Annotated in this window: 16 protein-coding genes; 4 read left to right on the top strand and 12 right to left on the bottom strand. The window is 58.8% G+C overall.

Annotated features, from left to right (window positions below; all coding sequences use genetic code 11):
- Positions 1 to 104 precede the first annotated feature (104 nt).
- From AAIH70_RS06935 to AAIH70_RS06915, 5 genes are all read right to left on the bottom strand, one after another.
- The gene (locus tag AAIH70_RS06935) at positions 105 to 1,157 is read right to left on the bottom strand and encodes a sugar phosphate isomerase/epimerase family protein (RefSeq protein ID WP_430033678.1); all 1,053 of its coding nucleotides are present in this window, start codon (positions 1,155 to 1,157) and stop codon (positions 105 to 107) included.
- Positions 1,158 to 1,237: 80 nt separating this feature from the next.
- Complete coding sequence (locus AAIH70_RS06930) at positions 1,238 to 2,203, bottom strand: substrate-binding domain-containing protein (RefSeq protein ID WP_132271459.1); 966 nt, start codon at positions 2,201 to 2,203, stop codon at positions 1,238 to 1,240.
- An 81-nt stretch (positions 2,204 to 2,284) separates the two neighbouring features.
- A complete protein-coding gene (locus AAIH70_RS06925) occupies positions 2,285 to 3,286 on the bottom strand; it encodes an ABC transporter permease (protein ID WP_132271458.1) in 1,002 nt (333 codons plus the stop codon).
- A 256-nt stretch (positions 3,287 to 3,542) separates the two neighbouring features.
- Complete coding sequence (locus AAIH70_RS06920) at positions 3,543 to 5,084, bottom strand: sugar ABC transporter ATP-binding protein (RefSeq protein WP_132271457.1); 1,542 nt, start codon at positions 5,082 to 5,084, stop codon at positions 3,543 to 3,545.
- Between the two features lie 200 nt (positions 5,085 to 5,284).
- Positions 5,285 to 5,656: a winged helix-turn-helix transcriptional regulator gene (locus AAIH70_RS06915; RefSeq protein WP_132271456.1), complete on the bottom strand. Its 372-nt coding sequence runs from the start codon at positions 5,654 to 5,656 to the stop codon at positions 5,285 to 5,287.
- 109 nt (positions 5,657 to 5,765) lie between these two features.
- Between AAIH70_RS06915 and AAIH70_RS06910 the strand changes: the two genes are divergently transcribed.
- Positions 5,766 to 6,827 (top strand): SDR family oxidoreductase, encoded by a 1,062-nt coding sequence (locus AAIH70_RS06910; RefSeq protein WP_132271455.1) that lies wholly within the window; start codon positions 5,766 to 5,768, stop codon positions 6,825 to 6,827.
- A 203-nt stretch (positions 6,828 to 7,030) separates the two neighbouring features.
- Here the strand turns inward: AAIH70_RS06910 and xylA are convergent, their stop codons facing one another.
- The 3 genes from xylA to AAIH70_RS06895 form a co-directional block, all read right to left on the bottom strand.
- A complete protein-coding gene (xylA, locus tag AAIH70_RS06905; protein WP_132271454.1) occupies positions 7,031 to 8,341 on the bottom strand; it encodes a xylose isomerase in 1,311 nt (436 codons plus the stop codon).
- Positions 8,342 to 8,757: 416 nt separating this feature from the next.
- The gene (xylB, locus tag AAIH70_RS06900; RefSeq protein WP_132271453.1) at positions 8,758 to 10,212 is read right to left on the bottom strand and encodes a xylulokinase; all 1,455 of its coding nucleotides are present in this window, start codon (positions 10,210 to 10,212) and stop codon (positions 8,758 to 8,760) included.
- 25 nt (positions 10,213 to 10,237) lie between these two features.
- Complete coding sequence (locus AAIH70_RS06895; protein WP_132271452.1) at positions 10,238 to 11,263, bottom strand: LacI family DNA-binding transcriptional regulator; 1,026 nt, start codon at positions 11,261 to 11,263, stop codon at positions 10,238 to 10,240.
- 118 nt (positions 11,264 to 11,381) lie between these two features.
- On the opposite strand from AAIH70_RS06895, the gene AAIH70_RS06890 reads away from it, so the two are divergent.
- Positions 11,382 to 12,254 (top strand): hypothetical protein, encoded by an 873-nt coding sequence (locus tag AAIH70_RS06890; RefSeq protein ID WP_430033672.1) that lies wholly within the window; start codon positions 11,382 to 11,384, stop codon positions 12,252 to 12,254.
- A 62-nt stretch (positions 12,255 to 12,316) separates the two neighbouring features.
- Here AAIH70_RS06890 and AAIH70_RS06885 read toward each other — a convergent pair whose 3' ends face one another.
- Entirely contained in the window at positions 12,317 to 13,918 is a 1,602-nt protein-coding gene (locus AAIH70_RS06885) for a DHA2 family efflux MFS transporter permease subunit (RefSeq protein WP_430033670.1), read from the bottom strand.
- A 45-nt stretch (positions 13,919 to 13,963) separates the two neighbouring features.
- Entirely contained in the window at positions 13,964 to 15,160 is a 1,197-nt protein-coding gene (locus AAIH70_RS06880) for an HlyD family secretion protein (protein WP_132271449.1), read from the bottom strand.
- Between the two features lie 136 nt (positions 15,161 to 15,296).
- Here AAIH70_RS06880 and AAIH70_RS06875 point away from each other — a divergent pair, with 136 nt between their 5' ends.
- A complete protein-coding gene (locus AAIH70_RS06875; protein ID WP_132271448.1) occupies positions 15,297 to 15,968 on the top strand; it encodes a TetR/AcrR family transcriptional regulator in 672 nt (223 codons plus the stop codon).
- Positions 15,969 to 16,085: 117 nt separating this feature from the next.
- The gene (locus AAIH70_RS06870) at positions 16,086 to 16,853 is read left to right on the top strand and encodes a TerC family protein (RefSeq protein WP_132271447.1); all 768 of its coding nucleotides are present in this window, start codon (positions 16,086 to 16,088) and stop codon (positions 16,851 to 16,853) included.
- A 35-nt stretch (positions 16,854 to 16,888) separates the two neighbouring features.
- On the opposite strand, the gene AAIH70_RS06865 is transcribed toward AAIH70_RS06870, so the two are convergent.
- Both AAIH70_RS06865 and AAIH70_RS06860 read right to left on the bottom strand, forming a co-directional pair.
- Positions 16,889 to 17,167 (bottom strand): helix-turn-helix domain-containing protein, encoded by a 279-nt coding sequence (locus AAIH70_RS06865; protein WP_132271446.1) that lies wholly within the window; start codon positions 17,165 to 17,167, stop codon positions 16,889 to 16,891.
- Positions 17,164 to 17,487: a type II toxin-antitoxin system RelE/ParE family toxin gene (locus AAIH70_RS06860; RefSeq protein WP_132271445.1), complete on the bottom strand. Its 324-nt coding sequence runs from the start codon at positions 17,485 to 17,487 to the stop codon at positions 17,164 to 17,166. The genes AAIH70_RS06865 and AAIH70_RS06860 overlap by 4 nt, the downstream gene beginning before the upstream one ends.
- Between the last annotated feature and the right edge of the window lie 16 nt (positions 17,488 to 17,503).

The following is a 17,503-nucleotide window of genomic DNA, read 5'->3' as shown; positions in this document are numbered from 1 at the left end:
TTGAGCCAAAGCGGATCGGCTGGGTTAAGCCCTCCCCCTTGTGGGGGTCCGTAAGGACGGGACGAGACACGTGTCTCGACCCTGGTTGGTTGGGAGGGGTCTTGCTAGAGCCCCAGCATCCGCCTGTTGGCCGCCTCGTCGGTACCGCCGGCGGCAAAGTCGTCGAAGGCGTGTTCGGTGACGCGGATGATATGCGCCTTGACGAATTCGGCACCTTCGCGCGCCCCGTCCTCCGGATGTTTCAACGCGCATTCCCATTCGACCACAGCCCAGCCGTCAAAGTCGTTGGCCGCCATTTTCGAGAAGATCGAACCGAAATCGACCTGACCATCACCCGGCGAACGGAAACGGCCGGCACGGTTCACCCAGTTCTGGAAACCGCCATACACGCCCTGACGCCCGGTCGGATTGAATTCCGCGTCCTTGACGTGGAACATCTTGATCCGGTCCTTGTAGATGTCGATATTGTCGAGATAATCGAGGCATTGCAGCACGTAATGCGACGGATCGTAGAGCATGTTGGCGCGGCGGTGGTTTTTCACGCGCTCCAGAAACATCTCAAAGGTGATGCCGTCGTGCAGGTCTTCGCTGGGATGGATCTCGTAGCACACGTCGACATCGTTTTCGTCGGCATGGTTGAGGATCGGCGTCCAGCGTTTCGCCAGTTCATCGAATGCGGTTTCCACGAGGCCTGCAGGGCGCTGCGGGAACGGATAGAGATACGGCCAGACCAGCGCCCCGGAAAAGGTCGCATGCGCCTTGATCCCGAGATGGCGTGACGCGGTGATCGCCATCTTGACCTGTTCGACCGCCCATTCCTGCCGCGCCTTCGGATTGCCGCGCACTTCCGGTGCGGCAAAACCGTCGAATACTTCGTCATAGGCCGGATGCACGGCCACCAACTGGCCTTGCAGATGCGTGGAAAGCTCGGTGATCTCGACGCCGTTACTCCGCGCCACACCGGCCAGTTCGTCGCAATAATCCTTGGAGGTCGAGGCCTTTTTCAGGTCGATCAGATGGGTCGCCCATGTGGGCACCTGCACGCCGAGATAGCCCTTGTCCGCCGCCCATTTTGTGATGCCGTCCCAGCTGTCGAACGGTGCCGCGTCGCCTGCAAACTGCCCGAGAAAGATGCCGGGGCCCTTGATCGTCTTCATGAAAAATACCTCCGCTTATACAATTCAGAACATGGAACGGGCGCGCAGGTCGACAACCAGACGCGCCCGGAAAAAGCCGGTCAGAACGGCGAGTCAGGGAAATAGAAGTCCTTGGCGTTGTCCTTGGTCACCAGCGTGGCATCGAGAATGTAATTGCCGCTGACCGGTACCTGATCGTAAAAACCGCCGGCGGTGAGCTGCATGGCGGTCGCCACCATGGCCGGTGGGTAGAGCACGTCGACCGGCACCATCTTGTCGCCGTCGGCCACGCGCTTGATCATGTCCTTGGAACCGGCGCCGCCGACGACATATTTGATGTCGGTGCGCTTGGCCTGTTGGATGGCTTCCAGCACGCCGACAGCCATGTCGTCATCCTGGCACCAGACCACGTCGATCTTCGGATATTTGGTGAGATAATCCTGCATCACGCGGAATGCGTCATCGCGGCTCCAGTTGCCGTACTGGCGATCCAGCACCTTCACCTTCGAGCCGGCAATCCCCTTGTCGAAACCATCCTGACGCTGCTGATCGATCGGGATCGGCAGGCCACGAATGATGACGACCTCGGCTTCCGGCGTCGTCTTGGAGATATACTGGCCGGCGACTTCGCCGAGCGCCGGGTTGTTGCCGGCCACGTAGAGATCGCGGATCGTGTTGTCGTTGACGGAAGGTGCGCGGTCGACCAGCGCCACGAATTTTCCGTCGTCCTTGACCTGCTGGATGGCCGACACGAGCTGATCCGGATCGGTCGGCAGGATGACGAGCGCATCGATGCCCTGCACCGCCAGATCCTGCACGGCATTGGCCTGGCTGGCGGGATCGGCCGAGGTTTTCACGATGACATTGAGGCCCTTGTGTTCGGCCATGAGAAGTTTCGCGACACGTTCGGCATGGAAGACCACGCCGGCCGTCCAGCCATGGTCGGCGGCCGGAATGGACACGCCGATCGTTACCTTTTTCGCCTCCTGCGCCCAGCCGAGCGTCGGCGCCATCACCACCGATGCGGCAAGTGCTGCCGCGGTTATCCCAAAAGTTCTTCTACGCATGTTCTCTCTCCCAAGAAAAACGGGGTCTCTCCTCCCGACCGGACCCGCCCCAGATGGCCCGGCGTATTCTTAAGAACTCTCCTATTTCCGCATCAGCGTGCGCTGCACCAGCATGGCGATGATGATGATCGCCCCTTGGATCGCGCCGATCAGATATTCGCTGACAAAATTGGACAGCAGCATGATGTTGCCGACGATTTCCAGAATGAAGGCGCCACAGATCGTGCCCCAGATACGCCCGACGCCACCCCGAAGCGCCGTGCCACCGACCACGACGGCGGTGATCGCCTGCAGTTCCCAGAGAATGCCGGTGGTGGCCGAGGTCGATCCCAGACGCGGCACATAGATGATCACGGCAACGGCGACGCAGAGCCCCTGAATGACATAGGCAATGGTGCGCACCTTCTTCACCGAAATGCCGGAATAGCGCGCCACTTCCTCATTCGATCCGACGGCAATCACGTGCCGGCCATACCGCGTGCGGTAGAGCACGAAGGCGGCAATCGCGGCGGTGACGAAAATCACGATGATCGGGATCGGCACGCCAAACACATCGCCAAAATAGACCGGGCGATAAAGCTGCTGCAATTCACGGTCGCGCACCGTGATCGAGCCGCCCTGGGACAGCCATGTCGTCAGGCCGCGATAGATGCCCATCATGCCGAGCGTGGCGATAAACGGTTCAATCTTGCCGACCGTGGTGATCAGTCCGTTGGTCAGCCCACAGGCCGCCCCGAGGATCAGCGCCAGCATCATAGCCGCGATCAGCATCAGCATCGGATCGGCGACCGCGCCGGAATTCATGAACAGGATCATCAGGCTGGCGACAAAGGCCACCATCGCGCCGACCGATAAATCGAGCCCGCCCGACGAGATCACGTAAGTGGCCCCCAGCGCGATGATGGCGATGAAGGCGCTGCGGGTGATGACATTGGTGAGATTGGCGAGCGAAACGAAATTCGGATTGGCGAAATAGCCCAGCACCAGCAGCAGCGCCAGCGCCACGAAGGGCGCGATGGCCGCCATGTCCCAGTCTTTTGAGGTTTTGGGAGCCTTGGTCGTGTCTGTTGCGACTGTGCTCATGCTGCCACCCTCGTTGGGAAGATCGTGAGCGGTTGCGAGTCACTCCAACTATCTTCTCCCCCGCGGGGAGAAGGTGGCCCGAAGGGTCGGATGAGGGGGGCGACGCAACGATGAGCGCCATGCCATCTGGCCCCCTCATCGCCTCGCTGGCGCTCCGGCACTTCTCCCCGATGGGGAGAAGAGGGTTGTGGCACTGTCACCACCCCGCGGGCGCGGACACTGCTCTTTGGGCGAGAGGTTGGAGAAGGATCTTTCCTCACGCCGCCTCCCCCGCACCCGCATTCACACCCGTCGCCAGCTGCACGATCTCGTTTTCCGTCATGTGCTCCCCCTCCACCTCGCCGACGATCCGCCCCGCCCGCATCACATGGATGCGGTCGCAGATGCCGATCAGCTCTGGCATTTCGGAGGAAACGACGATGATCGACCGCCCCTCTTCGGCCAGAGCGGCGATGAATTTATAGATCTGTTCCTTGTTGCCGATATCGATGCCGCGTGTCGGCTCGTCGATGATGACGACCTGCGGATCGAGCAGCATCATCTTGGCCAGCAGCAGTTTCTGCTGGTTGCCACCGGAAAGCTGGCCGGCAAGGATATCCTTGTTGCCGGTGCGGATATCGAAATCCTCGATCGCCGTGTCGAGCGCTTGCGCTTCGCGTTTGCGGTCGATCTGAAACCCGCGAATGAATTTTGAAAGCGAGGCCAGCGTCAGGTTGGTGCGCAGGTCTTTTGTCAGCAGCAGGCCCTTGCCCTTGCGGTCTTCCGAGAGATAGGCGACGCCGGCTTTCAGGCTGGAATGGACATCGGTGAAAGCCACCGGATGACCGCGCAACGTCACCTTGCCCTTGCCCGGACGCAGACCCACCAGACCTTCCATCAGCTCGGTACGGCCGGCGCCGATCAACCCGGCAAAACCGAGGATTTCGCCTTTGCGCAGCGTGAAGGAAGCACCCTGCGCATAACCCGGCACGTCAAAATTTTCGACATTCAGCACGGTTTCGCGTGCCTCTGCCGCATGACGGTCGGGATAAAGTTTTGCCACATCGCGCCCCACCATCAACCGCGCCATATCGGCCGGTTGAAGCTCGGAGGTCTCGTGCGAGGCCACCAGACGACCATCGCGCAACACGGTGACGCGGTCAGCAATTTCCTTCACCTCCGGCAGGCGGTGCGAGATGTAGAGCACGCCGACACCCTTGGCGCGGATATCGCGGATGACTTTCAAGAGCGCCTCGGTCTCGTGTGGTGTCAATGACGCGGTCGGTTCGTCGAAGATGACGATACGGTGCGGTACCAGCAACACGCGCGCGATCTGCACCAGCTGCCGCTGGGCGATGGAAAGGCGCGAGACGATGGCGTTGGGATCGAGATCACCGCCGAGCTCGCGGATCGCTTTTGTCGCACCCTCGTTCATCACCCGGTCATCGAGCGCCAGACCCTTGCCGAGTTCGCGGCCGAGATAGATGTTCTGGGCAACGGTGAGATCCGGCGCCAGCAGGATTTCCTGATGCACCAGCACGATGCCATGGTTTTCAGCATCCACCGGCCCGGAAAAACTGACCGGCGCGCCATTGATGCGAAGCTCGCCACGGGTCGGCTGATGGTTGCCGGCGAGGATCTTCATCAGGGTGGATTTGCCGGCACCGTTTTCGCCGATAATGGCATGCACTTCGCCGGCGCGCACCGTCAGGTCGATGTCCTTCAGAACCTCGACAATGCCAAAAGTCTTGGAAAGCCCCGCGCCCTCAAGCAGCGGAACTGTATGAACCGTCGAAGCCACGGGCGCAGTAACGCTCATGGTCCGGCCACGCATTTAAAGTGCGTCGATACGCGTTCGAATGGAAACGCACATCGAACGCCAGCCTCCTCGCAAGCGGTCGAATGCATTGATAGTCCTCCTGATCGGGAGGCTAGCCAAGATTATGAGGTACGTAAAGCAAGATTTGCTGAAATAGCCGATCGCTGACTTTGTTGTGACAACCGCCCGGTTGTCGCAAGTCAGCCGCGGTTCTTTGCGATCAGCGCATCGAGTGCGTCGGCGTTGTCACGGCCCCAGCCATAGAGCAGTTCGACAGGCTCGACGAAGCGTGTTCCGAGCGGCGTCAGCGTGTAATCGACGGCAGGCGGCACGGTGCCATGCACATGCCGGGTCACGAGGCCGGCCGCCTCCATGTCACGCAGGGTCTGGGTCAGCATCTTCTTGGAAATGCCCGGCAGACTGCGCAACAGCACGCCGGTACGGGCGCAGCCATTCAGCCGCGTGTGCAGCACATGCAGGATCATGCTTGTCCATTTGCTGGAAAAGATCTCCAGCACGCGGCGCGGCGCGCAATCCTCGCGCCATTCATGATCGGGCGAACCGGGCTGCATCGGGCCTCTCCAGAGTGGTTACGTCAGGGTGTCTATGTCCCCAAAGGGTGCCTTCTGGCATGGTGGCGGCCAAAAGACTAGATGAAGCCGACAACGAAAGGATACAAGCATGAGCAAGACAGCATTGATCGTCGGCGCCAGCGGCATTGTCGGCAGCGCAACCGCAAAGGTTCTGGCCGAAGACGGCTGGCAGATCTTTGGCCTGGCCCGCAAGCCGACGCAGAAGCAAGGCGTCACACCGGTGGCAGCCGACCTTCTCGATCCGGCATCGCTGGCCACGGCGCTGTCAGGCATTACCCCATCGACGGTATTCATTTCCAGCTGGCTGAGGCAGCCGACGGAAACCGAAAACATCCGCGTCAATTCCGCCATGGTCCGCAACCTGCTCGACGCGCTGTCGCCCGCCGCTTCGGTGCGTCATGTCGCGCTTGTCACCGGACTGAAACACTATCTCGGCCCGTTCGAGGCCTATGGCAAAGGCTCGCTGCCGCAAACGCCGTTCCGCGAGGAACAGGGCCGCATCGATGTCGACAATTTCTATTACGCCCAGGAAGACGAAGTGTTTGCGGCAGCCAAGCGTGATGGCTTTGCCTGGAGCATCCATCGCCCGCACACCATCATCGGCAAGGCGGTCGGCAATGCCATGAACATGGGCACGACGCTGGCGGTCTATGCGACGATCTGCAAGGAAACCGGCCGCCCCTTCCGTTTCCCCGGCGCCGACATGCAGTGGAACGGCCTGACCGACATGACCGATGCCACCCTGCTCGGCCGCCATCTTCTATGGGCCGCCACCACACCCGCCGCCGCCAATCAGGATTTCAACGTCGTCAACGGTGATATCTTTCGCTGGAAGTGGATGTGGAACCGCATCGCCGAATGGTTCGGCATCACCCCGGCCGAGTTCGATGGCAGTGCGCAACCGCTCGAAACGCAGATGGCCGATGACGCGGAAATCTGGCGTGACATCGCCGCCCGCCACAACCTTGCCGAGCCCGACATTCACCGTCTGGCATCGCCATGGCACACCGACGCCGATCTCGGCCGGCCGATCGAAGTGGTCACCGACATGTCGAAAAGCCGCCGTCTCGGCTTTCTGGAATACCAGCCGACCGACGACGCCTTCTTCGCCCTGTTCGAGCAGTTGCGCGCCGACAGGCTCATTCCCTGAAAGTTCACGTTGACGATTTAGGTATTTCTAATATAAATTGCATTTGACTGAAATCGCAGCCATGAGCCTGGCGCGGCGGACCCCCTCAAAGGAGGCGTCGGGCTTCTGGCGCGGGTCACCTGCATGAAAGACTTCATAGGTTTACGGGCAGAAACGGAGATCGTTTCTGCCCGTAAATCCGTTTCAGGCAAAGCCTGTCATCGTCAAACGTAACGGTTGACGACATTTTCTAGAAATTCCTGACGGCCGGATTTCGGCTCAGGATTGATGTTTTCACGCTCCACCCTGGCGGTGATCTCTTCCAGCGTGTAATCGCCGCGCAGCAATTTTTGTGCTTCCGGGCTGTCCCACTTGGCATAACGCTCGGCAAGCGGCTTCGACAGCGCGCCATCCTCCAGCATTTTTGCCGCCGCCTTCAGGCCGCGAGCGCATGAATCCATGCCGCCGATATGGCCGATCAGCAGGTCTGCCGGATCGATCGACTGGCGGCGCAGCTTGCTGTCGAAATTGGTGCCGCCGGTGGTAAAACCGCCCGCCAAGAGCACCTGATAATAGGCCAGCGCCATTTCCGGCACGTTGTTGGGGAACTGGTCGGTATCCCAGCCGGACTGGTAATCGTTGCGGTTCATGTCGATCGAACCAAAGATGCCATGCGCATTGGCCAGTGCCAGTTCATGCTCGAACGTATGGCCGGCCAGAATGGCGTGGCCCTGCTCGATGTTCATCTTCACCTCGTTTTCGAGGCCGTATTTCTTGAGGAACCCGTATACCGTGGCGACGTCGTAGTCATACTGGTGCTTGGTCGGCTCCTGCGGTTTCGGTTCGACAAGGATCGCACCCTTGAAGCCGATCTTGTGCTTGTAATCGACAACCATGTGCAGCATGCGCGCCATCTGGTCGAACTCACGGGAAAGGTCGGTATTGAGCAGCGTCTCGTAGCCTTCGCGACCACCCCAGAGCACATAATTCTCGCCGCCGAGCTTTTTCGTCGCGTCCATGCAGGTCTTGATGGTGGCGGCCGAATAAGCAAACACATCCGGATCCGGATTGGTGGAAGCACCCGACATGAAACGGCGGTTGGAAAACAGGTTCGCCGTGCCCCAGAGCAGCTTGACGCCGCTTTCGTCCTGCTTCTGCGCAAAATAATCGACGATCTCTTCGAGGTTTCTGGTGTTCTCGGCAAACGTCTTGCCTTCCGGGCGCACGTCGGCGTCGTGGAAGCAATAATAGGGTGCGCCGAGCAGCGAGAACATTTCGAAGGCGACATCGGCCTTCAGCTTGGCCTTTTCCATCTCGCCGTCATACCAGGGACGATCGAACGTGCGGCCGCCAAACGGGTCGCCGCCTTCCCAGGCAAACGAATGCCAATAGGCGACGGCAAAACGAAGATGATCCTCCAGCCGCTTGCCGGCAACGATCTCGTCGGGGTTATAGAAACGGTAAGCCAGCGGATTGGTGCTGTCCGGGCCTTCATATTTGATTTTCTGGATATCTCCGAAAAAGCCGGTCTTCATATGGGTCTCCTCCCTGAAAAGATGATTGTGATGGTTTCTGCATTGACCTGAGGTACGTAAATCAGAATATGACGTACGTACCTCATTGCAAGGTAAAAATCGCCGCAGGGCAGCGATCTTCGGTTTTGAAAGTGGTGGTGGCGGGCTGTTGCGCACTCGCCGCCGAAAGCAGGCTAGTATCAGTTGGGCGATGCCTCTTGCTCCCAACAATCTCCCTCCTTGAGGGGGAGATGTCACCAAAGGTGACAGAGGGGGGTGAGCAACGGCGCGGCGAATGTTTCGAAAGCGGCATTGGCGCCAGAAACACCCCCCTCTGTCCTGCCGGACATCTCCCCCTCAAGGGGGGAGATCGGCTAGACGCACCCTTTGCATTCCACATCCTCCCGCCAACCCCGAGGATCACTCCTCCCGAAAAATCACCCCGCCAACGCGCGGATGGCCGGATAGGCCGCACGATACCGGCCATAAGCCGCCTCGTACGCTTCCGACAGACCAGCAACCGGATCGATCGTGGTTTCCGTCTTCGGTGCGGTGCAGACGGCAAGCGGATCGGCACCCGTGGCCGCGATCAGCCCCAGACGCGCAGCACCGAAGGCGGCACCGAAATCGCCATCGGCCGGGATATCCACCGGCACGCCGAGCGAGGTTGCAATGGAAGCAAGCCAGTAACGCGAGCGCGAACCGCCGCCGATGGCGGTAACGCGGTCGATCTGCGTACCGGCCGATTTCAGCGCTTCGAGATTATCACGGATGGCAAAGGTCACGCCTTCCAGCACGGCCTGCGTCAGCACCACCCGGCTCGACTCATGCTCCAGCCCGAGGAAGGCACCGCGAATGACCGCATCATTGTGCGGCGTACGCTCGCCGGAAAGATAGGGCAGGAAGGTGACGCCCGACGGTGCCTTCAGCTCATCGCCCAGTTCCGCCACCAGATCGGCGGCGGGCTTGCCGCTCACCTTCGAATGCCAGTTCAGCGCATCGGTGGCCGAGAGGATGACGCCCATCTGGTGCCACGTCTTTGGCAGCGCGTGGCAGAAGGCATGCACGGCACTTTCCGGCTTGGGCAGGTAGCTGTCGGTGGCGGCAAACAGCACGCCCGACGTACCGAGCGATACGAAAGCGCTGCCATGCGAAACCGTGCCCATGCCGATCGCCGAGGCAGCATTGTCCCCTGCCCCGCCGGCAACGACGACACCGTCCGCCATGCCCCATTCGGACAGCAGTTCGCCGCGCAGCTTGCCGGCCTGATCCGTGCCTTCCACCAGCGACGGCATCTGCTGTTCGGAAAGATCGGTCGCAGCCAAAAGCTCCGCCGACCATTTTCGCGCACCCGTATCAAGCCACGACGTGCCGGCAGAGTCGGACATTTCGGAAATGTGCTCACCCGTCAGCCAAAGACGCAAATAGTCTTTTGGCAAAAGCACCTTGGCGACCTTGGCAAAAATCTCCGGCTCGTTGTTCTTCACCCATGCCAGTTTTGGCGCGGTGAAGCCCGGAAAAACGATATTTCCGGTGAGTTTTCGAAAAATCGGGTTGGCGTCGAGCGCAGCTGCTTCCTTGTGCGAACGCGTGTCGTTCCACAGGATGCAGGGGCGCAAAACCTTGTCATCGGCATCGAGCAGCGTCGCACCATGCATCTGGCCGGAAAGGCCGATGCCTTTCACGGCCGCCAGCTCCTTGGGGAACTTCTGCTTCAGCCCGGCAACCGCTTCCTTCGTCGCGCGCACCCAATGCTGCGGATCCTGCTCCGACCAGCCGGGATGTGGGCGCGAGACATCGAGCGAACCATTGGCCGAACCGATGATCTTCTGATCGCCGTCGATAAGCAGCGCCTTGACGCCGGACGTGCCGAGATCGAGACCGAGATACATGCTGTTTCCTTTCCTCCCGCCGCCTTCAGGGCAGGTTGTCCTTCAAGAAAATGTCTATGCGAATACGTTCCTGCGCAGCGATCACAGGTAGGCCGTCGGCCTTTGCCTTCAAGACGCGGATGGCGCTGCGCACCTCGTGTCCGGCATCCTGATTGAGCACGGCATCGATCGTGCCATTGACCAGCGCGGCGCTGCTGGCCTCCGTCAATTCATGCAGGATGACGACCGGAGCGGGCGAAAGCGGCCGCTGTTCCAGAACCGGCAGCAGACCACGATTACCGGCACCGAGACTGTAGATGCCACAAATGTCGGGATGCTGGCGCAGGGTCTCACCGATCAGCCTTTCCACCAGAGCCGGATCATCGCGGCCCTCGACGGCCGGCAGCAGCGTGAGGTGCGAAAAATTCTGGGCCATCACTTCGGAAAAGCCATCGAGACGTTCGCGGTGGTCGCGCACCATCAGCGAGCCGGCAAGTGGCACGATCCTGCCCTGCCGTTGCCCAAGAAAACGGCCCATCAGCGTGGCGGCGGTGCGTCCGGCGGCGATATTGTCGATACCGGCATAATGATCGCGCAGCGACTGGCCCAGATCGGAGACCAGCGTCACCATCGGAATGCCGGCGGCGGCCACGCGGGCAGCGGCGTCACGCACGTCGGGCGCATCGACGGCGACAAAGGCGACACCGGCAGCATCACCGCCCGCCACCTTGTCCAGCGCCGCAACAAGTGCCGTACTTTCCAGCGCCGGCACATCGATCACCTCGATCCGCGTGCGCTCAGTGCTGGAACGCCCGATGGCCGCTTCCACCTCGCGGCGCAGGCCGAGCATGAACGGGTTTTCGTTGACCGGCAGAATGAAAACGAAGGGATAAACGCGGCTTTTGGCAAGATTGGCGGCGGCGACATCACGCACATAACCGAGGGCGGCAATGGCCTCTTCCACCCGCACCCGCGTGCCTTCACGCACACCTGGCCGCGCATTCAGCACGCGATCGACGGTGGCAAGGCTGACGCCGGCACTTCTGGCGATGTCATGGACCGTCGGCTTCATGCGCACTCCTCCGCTGCGTGTGGTAGCGAAAAAGCTGAGGTACGTAAATCAGATTTTTGATAACTCTTGCCTTGGAATACAACTTATGGAAGAATTAAGTAATGTCGCGGTGAATACGATGAAGATTGCATCAAGAATCATAATCACAGTGATCAGCTTTGCGAGTGTATTAATTACGCTCATAATCACTGCTGCCATCATTACATGGACGCTGTCCATTCTTATTCCAGAACAATTAGGAAGTAGGTTGGCGGAAGACGCTCTTAGATCACTAGGGTTGTCATACACCCGATACAGAGGGCCATCCGATGCAGACTCTGGAGTTATGAATCATGAGAAAGCGGTTGCCCGCATATTAACTTGCAGAAAAATTACTAACGAAAAGCAATTGGAAGAGAGCGACAAGCGCATACTCAGACCATCCATAAGAAATGAAGAAATTAATATTTCATATGCTATAATAGATCTAAACACAAGCGAAAGAAGAATATCATTCATGTCTGCGGAGATAGTTCAAAAAAGATATGAATTTCAAAATGAAAATGATCGAAATTATAAATATATGCAATATTCAACGTTCGCAACAATAATAATAGGAATGTTAACGACCGCATTCATAAGCTTGAGTTCATCAAAAATATTTAAAGACGAAAGTAATATTTCGGCAACAGTTCAAATTTTAGCAATATTACTTCCGGCAATAGGAACAGCTCTGGCAAAAGTAGTTGCATTTTACAATCCAACAGAAAAATATGCGAGAGCAAAACAGGCATCCACCAGCCTGGGTCAACTTCACAGGGACATTTCTACAGAAATATATAAAATTGACTGCATAAATAATTTAAATGATGAAAAACAAAGGCAACTATCAACAAAAATAGACGGGTGGGAATCACAATACGGAAATGTACTGAATATTGCTGCGGCACGCGACCTTACACAACAAGGAAACTCATCTTCCGGGACGGGAAACAGAGCAGAAGGACACTAAAGGGAAGAGGCCGCTGCTTATAACAGCGACCCCGATACGCGCGGTGGATCTTTTACAAATTCTCAGTGGCCGCCGCCACCGCCTCCGCCACCCTGCGGCGCAGGTTTGGCGATTGCGGCAACACCCAGGATCATCAGGCCAAACAGCACGGTGAGGATCATGAAGACGTCGCTGAACGACATCACCACGGCCTGTTTGGTCGCCAGCTGCACCATCTGCTTGATGGCGCCGGTCGCGCCATCAAGGCCATAGGCATTGAGGTTGGCGGCCATGCTGTTGAGCTGATCGACGGCGGCCTGATTGCCCCAATCGAGATTTTCGCGCAGCCGTTCGTAATGCACGTCTTGACGGTTGGACAAAAGCGTGCTGATGACCGCGAGGCCAACGGCGCCGCCGAGGTTACGCGTCAGGTTGAACAGGCCGGATGCGCCGCGGATACGGGCGGGAGACAGCGTGCCGAGTGCGATATTGTTGATCGGCACCATGCACATCATCAGCCCGAAACCGCGCAGGATCTGCGGAATGAACAGCTCGTAGAAATCCCAGTCGGCGGTAATGCCGGTCATGATATAGGTGCCGGCCGCAAAGCTGATGAAGCCGAGCACCATCATGGCCCGCAGATCCATGATGGTCGAAAGCTTGCCCGCAATCGGCGCGGTAAAGAACATCGCCAGACCCGAAACGAACATCGTCTCGCCGATCATCAGGCTGTCATAACCGCGGATACGACCGAGATAGACCGGATAGATATAGGTCAGACCGTAAAGCCCGATGCCCATGACGAAGGAAAAGATCGAGCCGAAGGCAAAGTTGCGGTTGGCAAAAGCGGTCAGATCCACCACCGGAAATTCCGAGGTGAAGGCCCGGTAGAAGAACACGACCGCACCGGCAACCGAAGCAACCGCGCCGATGACGATCATGTGGTCGTTGAACCAGTCGTTGGAATTGCCCTCTTCCAGCACATATTCCAGCGCGCCGAGAAAAATGCCCATCGCGGCCAGACCGGTCCAGTCGAATTTCTTGAACAGCGACAGTTCCGGCTTGTCGAAATCGATGAAATTCCAGGTGACGATCGACACGATAATGCCGGGAATGATGTTGACCAGAAACAGCCAGTGCCACGAAAAGGCATGGGACAGATAACCGCCGACGGTCGGGCCGATGGTCGGTGCCAGCGTTGCGATCAGGCCGATGATCGGCGAGACGATAGCGCGTTTCGACGGCGGGAAGATGGTGAAGGCCGCCGCGAACACGGACGGGATCATGCCGCCGCCGATAAAGCCCTGGATGGCGCGGTAGACGATCATCTGGTCGATATTGGTCGCCGTGGCGCAAAGCGCACTCGCGATGGTGAAACCGGCGGCCGAGAAGGCAAAAAGATACCGGGTCGAGACGATACGCGCCAAGGTGCCCGACAGCGGGATCATGATCACTTCCGCGATCAGGTAGGATGTCTGCACCCAGCCGATCTCGTCCGAACCGGCCGAAAGACCCGCCTGGATTTCAGACAGCGATGCCGACACGATCTGGATATCGAGGATCGACATGAACATGCCGAGCACCATGGCGAAGAAAGCGATCAGCTTTCTCCGGTCCATGGGGGCATCCGCCGGCATCGCTGCCGCGGGCGTCGATCCTGCAGTCGTCGTTGCGCTCCCAGCCATGGGACCACCTCCGCCCTTGATCAGGGCTGTTAGATCCGAACCGGGTTAGTTCTGCGGTGCCGTGCGCGTGTCGACATCGACGACGACGCTCAGGCCCGCCCGCAGACGGCCGCTATCAAGCGCATCCTGCGGCAGGGCGATACGCACCGGCACGCGCTGGATGATCTTGGTAAAGTTGCCCGTGGCGTTTTCCGGCGGCAGCAGCGAGAACACAGAGCCCGAAGCCGGCGCGATCGATTCCACAGTGCCGGTGATCGCATCGTCGCTATAGGCATCCACATGCACCTTCACCTTGGAGCCCGGCTCCAGATGCTGGATCTGCGTTTCCTTGAAATTGGCGTCGATATAGAGCTGGCGCGTCGGCACCAGCGCCATCAGCCGCTGGCCGGAAGAAACGAGATCGCCCTCCTGCACCGAACGATTGCCGACGACACCGTCATACGGCGCCTTCAGGATGGTGAAGGAAAGATCGCGGGCCGCCTTGTCACGCTGAAGTTCAAGGCCGCGGATCTGGCCTTCGGCCTCGCGCTTCTGGGCGTCGAGGATCTTGATATTGGCTTCAGCGCTGGCAATGCCGGCCTGGCCACCGACGAGGTTCGCCTTGGCCTGATCAAGCGCGATATTGGCGCTGTCGAGATCGGCGGCAGTACCGGCCGACTTGGCCTGCAATTCCGCCTGACGCTTCTGGGTGATTTCAGCACCGCGCACGGCGGCCTGCAGGGCAACCTGCTGGGCTTGCGCCTGTTCGACGCTGGCATTGCCGGCGGCAATCTGCGCATCGATGCGCGACAGCGACAGTTTTTGCGTTTCGATGGCGGCATTGGCCTGATCGAGCGCGTTCTGGTAATCGCCATTGTCGAGCGTGACGAGCGTATCGCCGGCCTTGACCTGCTGGTTGGCAACCACATTCACCTTGGAGACGAAAGCCGTCACCTTCGGCGTGATGGTGGCGATATCACCTTCGATATAGGCGTCATCGGTCGAAACCATGAAGCGGCCCGTCGTCCACCACTCGTAACCATACCACGCGCCACCGGCGAGAAGCGCCAGCACGACGATGGGCAGAACCACGCCACGCTTCTTTTTCTTCGGCTCGGCCTTCTGTTCGGCGGTCGCGGCAGCAGCAGCCGTCGGTGCAGTCGGCGGGCTTGCCGGCGCTTCCGTGCGGGCTTCGGCCTTGTCGTCTTCGACGGCTTCGAGCTTGACAGCGCGTGCAGCGCCGGAATTTTGAGATGCGTTCATGGTATCGACCATCTACATAGGGAGAGCGGGGCACCAATCGAACCGATCGGTTTAATCGGGCTTGACTTAGAACTTTGCAAACCACATATCAAGGGCCAATCGAACCGATCGGTTCGAAATGATGAAAAAAGGTAAAATGGACAGTTCCAAGACATTGCCGATTACCGAGACGTCTTCGCCCGCAGGCCGTTTTGCCGCCGGCGCGGACCCGGCAAAACGCGAGCAGATCGTCGACGGTGCTAAACGCGTCTTCATGCAGAAAGGTTTCGATGCCGCCAGCATGAACGATATCACCCGCGAGGCCGGCGTCTCGAAGGGCACGATCTACGTCTATTTTGCCAACAAGGAAGATCTCTTCATTGCCATGGTGGAACGCGAGCGCGCCGCCTTTCTGGCGGCACTGCGCACCGTTCTTGCCGGCAACGAGAATGTCGAGACGGGTCTCACCGAGTTCGGCATCAAGTTTTTAGAACATCTGACCGACGAAAAGATCGTCAACGCCATGCGCACCGTGCTGGGCGTGCGCGAACGGATGCCGGATCTCTGTGCCCGCTTTTTCCGTGGCCCGCAGAACCTGCGCACCGTGTTGCAGGATTTTCTCACCCTGCATGTCGAGGCGGGTTCACTCAAGATCGACGACATCGATCTGGCCTCCGGTCAGTTCCTCGATCTCGCCAGCGGCAGCTTTTTCAAGTTCCGCCTGTTCGGCACAATGCCGGAAGCACCGCCGCGCGAAGAGATAGAGCGCGTCATCCGCGGCGCCATCCATGTTTTCATGGCAGCCTATGGGACAAAAAAAACCAGCTGAGCTGCGGAATAATAGTCATGTCGCGCACGTATACCCCAGACGTGCGCTTGTTTCTCTGAAACCGGCGACAATATATCTTGTCCATAAAGCCCCGACGTTTCAGGAGAACACTACCCCATGCAAGACATCATGCTGCTCATCCAGGATCCGACCGCCTGGGTGGCGCTCGTCACCCTTGTCGTCATGGAGGTGGTGCTTGGCATCGACAACCTCATCTTCATCTCGATCCTGACCAACAAGCTGCCGCCGGAACACCGTGACAAGGCCCGCAAGATCGGTATCGGCCTCGCACTCGTCATGCGCCTCGGCCTGCTCGGCACCGTCGCCTGGATCGTGCAGCTCACCAACCCGGTCTTCGAAGTGTTCGGCCATCCCTTCTCGTGGAAGGACATGATCCTGATCGCCGGCGGCCTGTTCCTGCTCTACAAGGCGACCAAGGAAATCCATCACAGTGTCGATCCGGTCGACCACAAGGACGACATGGTCGGCGCTGGCGAAAAGGTCGTGCAGATCACCTTCGCCGCCGCCATCACCCAGATCCTCATTCTCGACCTGGTGTTTTCGATCGACAGCATCATCACCGCCGTCGGCATGACGCCGCACCTGCCGATCATGATCGTCGCCGTCGTTGCCGCCGTCACCGTCATGCTGCTGGCCGCAAACCCGCTCGCCAACTTCATCGAAAAGAACCCGACCATCGTCATGCTGGCTCTGGGCTTCCTGCTGATGATCGGCGCGACACTGATCGCCGAAGGTTTTGGCGTGCACGTGCCGAAGGGCTACATCTACGCTGCCATGGCCTTTTCCGCGCTGGTCGAGATCCTCAACATGGTCTCACGCAACGCCCGCAAGAAGAAAAAGAGCGGTGAGACGACGCTGCATTAAAACAAAATACAAAGGGCGCCGCGAGGCGCCCTTTCCTATTGCGGGATGAGATTGATCTCCAACCGCGATCCCGTCGCCTTTGCATAACGCCGCAATGTCGAAAGCGAGGGAGACACTCCACCGCCTTCAAGCCTGGCAATGGCGGACTGGGTCGTGCCGATCCGCTTGGCAAGCTCCGCTTGTGAGAGATTGGCGTTGCTACGCGCGCGGACCAGTGCTTCGATCAGGCTGAATTCGGCATCGGCCTTTTCATATTCCGCACGAAACTCCGGGTTAGCCATCAGCTTCTTCTTGAGTTCTGCTATCCGCGTCATGGCTTTATTTCCTTCATTCGTTTTCTGGCAATTTCCAAAGCGCGCATGGGTGTTTTCTGTGTTTTTTTGATAAACACATGCAGAACCAGAACTTTTCGCCCTGTCACTGTCACGTAGATACCGCGCGCAATGCCTTCCGACGCCTTCGCACGAAGTTCCCAAAGCTTGCCTTCGAGATGCTTCACATGCGGTTCGTGGAGATTATCCAGACCAACATTTTCGATTGCTTCGATGAGACGGATCAATCTGGCCTGAAGACCGGGCGGCAAAGCCTCGATCTCAGGATCAGCTGCCTTGTCAATTTCGACAATCCATCTCATTTACGCTATATAGCAT

It is taken from the genome of Neorhizobium sp. BT27B (assembly GCF_050455485.1).
Lineage (GTDB): Bacteria > Pseudomonadota > Alphaproteobacteria > Rhizobiales > Rhizobiaceae > Neorhizobium.
Note: the sequence above shows the minus strand (reverse complement) of the source record. Positions and strands in the feature narration are given on the sequence as shown.